This is a genomic window from Guyparkeria sp. (genome assembly GCF_041687595.1).
Taxonomy (GTDB): Bacteria; Pseudomonadota; Gammaproteobacteria; order Halothiobacillales; family Halothiobacillaceae; genus Guyparkeria.
Genome location: NZ_JAWLBP010000084.1, coordinates 1 through 3777, shown reverse-complemented (window position 1 = coordinate 3777; position 3777 = coordinate 1). Strand labels below are relative to the sequence as shown.

At 66.6% G+C, this 3777-nt stretch carries 4 protein-coding genes; all 4 read right to left on the bottom strand.

Annotated features, from left to right (window positions below; genetic code table 11):
• Positions 1-410 (bottom strand): cupin domain-containing protein (locus tag ACESL5_RS09500; protein ID WP_372592540.1); only part of this gene is annotated, 410 nt, incomplete at its 3' end.
• Between the two features lie 198 nt (positions 411-608).
• Positions 609-1043, bottom strand: coding sequence for a nitroreductase family deazaflavin-dependent oxidoreductase (locus ACESL5_RS09495; protein ID WP_372592539.1), 435 nt, complete (start codon positions 1041-1043; stop codon positions 609-611).
• A 202-nt stretch (positions 1044-1245) separates the two neighbouring features.
• Entirely contained in the window at positions 1246-3171 is a 1926-nt protein-coding gene (locus tag ACESL5_RS09490; protein ID WP_372592538.1) for a DNA/RNA helicase domain-containing protein, read from the bottom strand.
• Between the two features lie 4 nt (positions 3172-3175).
• The gene (locus ACESL5_RS09485) at positions 3176-3541 is read right to left on the bottom strand and encodes a nucleotide pyrophosphohydrolase (protein WP_372592537.1); all 366 of its coding nucleotides are present in this window, start codon (positions 3539-3541) and stop codon (positions 3176-3178) included.
• Positions 3542-3777 lie beyond the last annotated feature (236 nt).

Genomic DNA, 3777 nt, shown 5'->3' with positions numbered 1-3777 from the left:
ACCGAGATTTCGTCATCGATATCGCCGATGGCCCGCGTCATGCCTTCGCTCGATGGGCCGGCCACCATGTCGCCCGCGCGGCACACGCGGACCGGTGGCCCTTCGCGCACCGATCCCGCAGCAGCCGCGGGGCCATCGACGTCGAAGAATTTCGGGCCCGACCCCACGGCGAAGCCAACCAGCAAGTGATCCTCGGCGCCCGGATTCGCCTCGCGATGGATCGCCCCTGGAGCAATGACGTAGAAGTCGCCGGCCGCGAGCTCGGCGCTGTCCCGCTCGTCCGGGCCCCACTCGATCCGCAGCTTCCCCTCCATCACGTACACGCAGGCTACGTTTTCGCCGTGGTGGTGCCAGGCCGAGAGGGCCCGGGGGTCGTTCCGCGCCGCATAGACCGTGATGCGGTCGTCCACATCGAGAATTCTGCGAGTCCATTTTTCGGTAGACACATCTGCCGAGGTCGACGGGAGATCCGTGCCTCGGATGGCTTGTATCGAGCCCATCTCAGCCTCCTTCTCGGCCAAGTCGTCTGACGACGTGGCCGATTCAGAAGCAAAGCGCTTGCCAGCCGGACAGCCGGCCCCGGCTGACAGCGCCAGCCGTGCCCTCGGCTATACGGGCTCGGCGAGAAAGACCGGGATCTGGCGGCTGGTCTTGGCCTGATACTCGTCGTACGTTGGAAAGGCCTGGACGGCGGCCTCCCACAGGCGCTTCCGCTCGGCCTCGTCCGTCACCTCACGCACCCGCATCTTTTGCACCTCGGTGGCATCGCGGATCTCCACGTCCGGGCTCGCGCGCAGGTTGTAGACCCACACCGGGTTCTTGGGCTGGCCGCCCATGGAGCCGACCAGCACGTAGCCCTCGTCCACCTTCACGCGCATGAGCGGGATCTTGCGGATGCCGCCGGTCTTGTTGCCCTTGTGGGTGACGATGATGCAGGGCAGGTCGGTGTTCGGCAGGGTGGTCGCTTCGGTGCCGCCGCTGCCTTCGTACTTCTCGACGTGCTTGCGGACCCAGTCGATTGATGGGGGGATGTACTCTGCCATGGGTGGCTTCCTTTGCCTCGGGTGTCTCGATGGTCGCCCCTTGCGGGCGCGAGTGCCAGCCCCCGTGCTTGAACCAAGGACGTCTCCTTAAGTAAGCGCGCCTTTCTTATAGCTACAGGGGCATGCGTATAGTAAAGGCACGCTTTACGATAAGGATGATCCCGAGACCATACGAAAGGCAGACTTCAGCTCATTCCCTCCTTCAGGGCGTTTCGTACGGCGGCGGCTCCTCGGCCGCCATCAGCAGGCTCCCCGCCGGGTCCGGCCGGCCGGGGGCACGGGCCTTCAGCCACGCATTCGTCTCCGGATCCACCGAGAACACGAAGCACCCCTTCTGCCCGCGGGTCATGAGCGTGCGGTAGGTGTTCTTGATCACCCGGTCCGCGGCGGCCCGGGCGGCTTCCGGATCGCGCCTCAACCAGCTCTTGTAGCCAGACACCGAGCGGTCCTGCCGCGAGCGCTTGCCGGCGTCGGTGACCACCCTGCCATCGCGCACCACCAGGTCGGGCCCGATGATCACTCCCACGTAGTCGAGCTCCAGCCCCTGGCAGGTATGGATGCAGCCGACGTCTTCCTCGGAGCCAGGGGTGACGATCCAGAGCCTGCCGTCCTTGTCGAGATTCCAGCGCCGCGCGTAGCCGAAGGCATCGATGCGCACGTCCCTGACCTCCGGGTCCCGTTTGCCCCGCCAGTCCCAGCAGTAGCCGGCGACGACCCGGCTCCGATTGTTGATCCGGTTCAGCTCCACGATCTGCCGGTGCAACTCCACCGGCGAGTCGAACACCCGGAAGTCGTAGTCGATGCCCTCGAGGTCGAGGTTGGCCGTCTCCCGGATCTCGAGGAGCTGATCGAGCCAGGCGAGATAGCCGTCGGAGCCGTTGCAGCGGAACTGCGACGAAAGCTCCTGCTGGGTGACCTCGGCGCCCTCGGCGAGCGCGATCTCACAGATCAGCGCCTTCTCGCCCACGTCCTTGAAGGTGACGCGCTGGTCGTCGTCCACGAAGAACACGCAGCACTGCGATGCGCGGATGATCTCCGCCACCTGATGATCGCCCAGATTGCCGTAGAGCCCGGATTTCTCGTTCAGCCGATGCGCCTCGTCGACGATCAGCACGTCGAGGGAACTCGGGTCCGCATCCACGTAGGCGCCCGAGGACTTGAAGAGGCTGCGGATGCGCGTGCGGCGCATGGCGCCTGTCAGCTTCTGCTCGTAGACCCCGCGCGGGGCGGCGTTGCGGGTCACGTACTGCGTCACCAGTCCGCGCTTGGTCAGCGCCACCAGCAGATGAATGGCCGCCACGGATTTGCCGGTGCCGGGCCCACCCTCGACGATCAGCACCTGCTTGCGGCCGGACTTGGCGGCCAGTGCCGCCTTCTCGAGCGCGGTCTCGTAGACCAGCTTCTGCTCATCGAGCAGGATGAACTCGCGATTGCCCTTCAGCAGCGAGGCGAGGTGGTCGGCCAGGTTCTTCGACGGCCGGATGCGGCCGTTCTCGATCTGGTAGAGAACCCTCTTGCGGTCGCCCTTGTGGATGTAGCGGCGTAGGAAGTCCTGCAGGCGCTCGGAATCCGAGCGGGCGAAGAGCGGCGCCTCGGAGGTGTAGGCCTCGTAGAACGGCGAGTTCAGCGCGTCCGCATTTTCCAGGTTGTGCAGATAGGCGCAGGGGCGCAGCAGAATCCGGTCGTCGTGGGCCGCCTCGTTGTAGTCGCGCATGTACCAGGCGTAGCTCCAGGCCTGGTAGGAGGGATGCTCCACCTCGCGCCGCGAGCCGCCGACGAAGGTTTCGACGATGCCGTCCTTGGCCGTGGCCGCCGCCTCGCTCCATTGCTTGAGCTCCACGATGACGGCGGCGTGGCGCCCGGCCGGGTCGAGGCCGGTGAGGATGAAGTCGACGCGCTTGGCCGTCTGCGGAATGCGGTACTCGATGGCGACCCCGGCGTCCGCCGGGATGCCGGCGCCCAGCAGGGCGTTGTTCATGTAGCCCATGGAGTTCCGCCACGCCTCGATCTCGGCGCGGCTGGTGGAGTGGCCGAGGCGCTGCTGGAAGGCGGCGAGGATCCGACCCTCGATGGCGTTCGAGAACACGTCCTCGGTGAACTCGCCGCGGGTCGCTTCGTAGACGATCACGGCGTCAGCGTTCCTCGTGGCCGGAGCGCTTGGCCGCGCTGCCCCGCACCTCGTCCGCGGGATATTTGCGGGCGTTCAGCGCCAGCTTCGCCTCCACCGCCTCAGGGATGTCGATGCTCAGCCGGTCCGCCAGGCGCGCGAGATAGATCTGCACGTCGGCGATTTCCTCCGCGACGGCCGCGCGGGTGCGGTCGTCGAGCTCGGCCGACTGCGCCTCGGTGAGCCACTGGAAGATCTCGACGAGCTCGGCGGCCTCCACGGAGAGGGCCATCGCCAGGTTCTTTGGGGAGTGGAACTGCTCCCAGTCGCGGTCGGCGGCGAAGCGCCGCAGGCGTTCCTGGAGTGCGGAGATGTCGAGCGTCCCGGACACGAGCCCCCCTGTGAGATCGTCTGGTTCGACAGTGTACACGTCAGCCGGCGGGGTGGGTCGAGGAGGGCATCCGCGGCGGGCATCGCGGCGGGATTGCGCGTCATCTCGGAGCTGGAGCTCCAGCTGGGAGCTGGCCAGGCGCAGGCCATGGTCGGTAAAGGGAAGAAAGTGCTCTCAGGCCTAACCAGCCCGGCGGGCGTCGTCCTCGCGACGAAGCGAATAGAAAAGACTCTGAC